Raw genomic sequence first — 951 nt, 5'->3', positions numbered from 1 at the left:
GAAGCCGAACCAGTGACTTATCCACAGACGGATCTGTCAGGGGAGGGTGACCGATCTGTCACCCTGAAATACCTTACAAAGAAATCCAAACAAGATTCTGTACAGGCCGGGCAGGGGCAGGCCCTCGATGACGGCCAGCTTGTCGGGCTGATGATAACGGCCTCACAAACGTTACAACGGGTGTTATCCCCGGCTGATCTTGCCTGTCTGTCGTCCCCGGATACCGCGTCTGCGGCCCTTCATGCCCTGACCCGGGCGGTGTCGTGGCTGGTGAGCAAGGATCTTGGTTTGCAAGGGTCCGTGTGGGCGTCAGCCCTGAGGCACCACGGCATCACCGCCCTTGCGGCTGCCGTGGTTGCCATTGAGCGCCACGGAGTGCGCAACCGGGCAGCCTACCTGCGGGGAATGTTGGACCGGGACGGCCTGCGCCGGACCGTCCACCACAGTCTCAGCGCCCTCAGTCTGTCCGTTGGGGAGGGCCGGGGCCATGGCTGACGAAAAACCCCTGTTCATTCCCTTGTGCCGTCAATGGTTTGACGCCTTCCAATCTGGTCTGAAAACCGAAGAGTTCCGCCCGGCAGGGGGGCGCTGGAACCCCAAAACCTGCCGGATCGGTCGGCCTGTAACCCTGTCTTTGGGATACGGAAAACATCGCCGTCTGGCGGGTGTGATCACCGGCTTTCGGGAAGATCCGGCGATCACCCAGACCGAAACGTGGCGCTCCATCTATGGCGACCGCTACGCCTCTGCGGTGGCAATCCGGATTATCCTTCTTCCCACCGGATCAACCGCTTCAAGCCCCTCCGGGGCCGTAGGGGCTTCGCCCCGGCCTCCACAAGGGGCAAGCGCGGCCACAGGCCGCTGTTGTCCGGCAGGTCTCCCCATAGTCGCCTTACAGGCGACCACGCTTCGCGCCGCCCGGTGGGCGGTGGGTGATCCCCCTCCTGCCGG

2 protein-coding genes are annotated in these 951 nt (G+C 63.4%); both read left to right on the top strand.

Annotated features, from left to right (window positions below; translation table 11 throughout):
• On the top strand, positions 1–495 hold a 495-nt coding region (locus G365_RS24175), incomplete at its 5' end, for a hypothetical protein (protein WP_026345513.1).
• Positions 488–951 (top strand): hypothetical protein (locus G365_RS24255; RefSeq protein ID WP_211217706.1); only part of this gene is annotated, 464 nt, incomplete at its 3' end. The genes G365_RS24175 and G365_RS24255, both read left to right, overlap by 8 nt.

This window comes from Novispirillum itersonii subsp. itersonii ATCC 12639 (genome assembly GCF_000381985.1).
Taxonomy (GTDB): domain Bacteria; phylum Pseudomonadota; class Alphaproteobacteria; order Rhodospirillales; family Rhodospirillaceae; genus Novispirillum; species Novispirillum itersonii.
The sequence above is the reverse complement of the archived record's forward strand: the minus strand, read 5'-3'. Positions and strand labels throughout refer to the sequence as shown.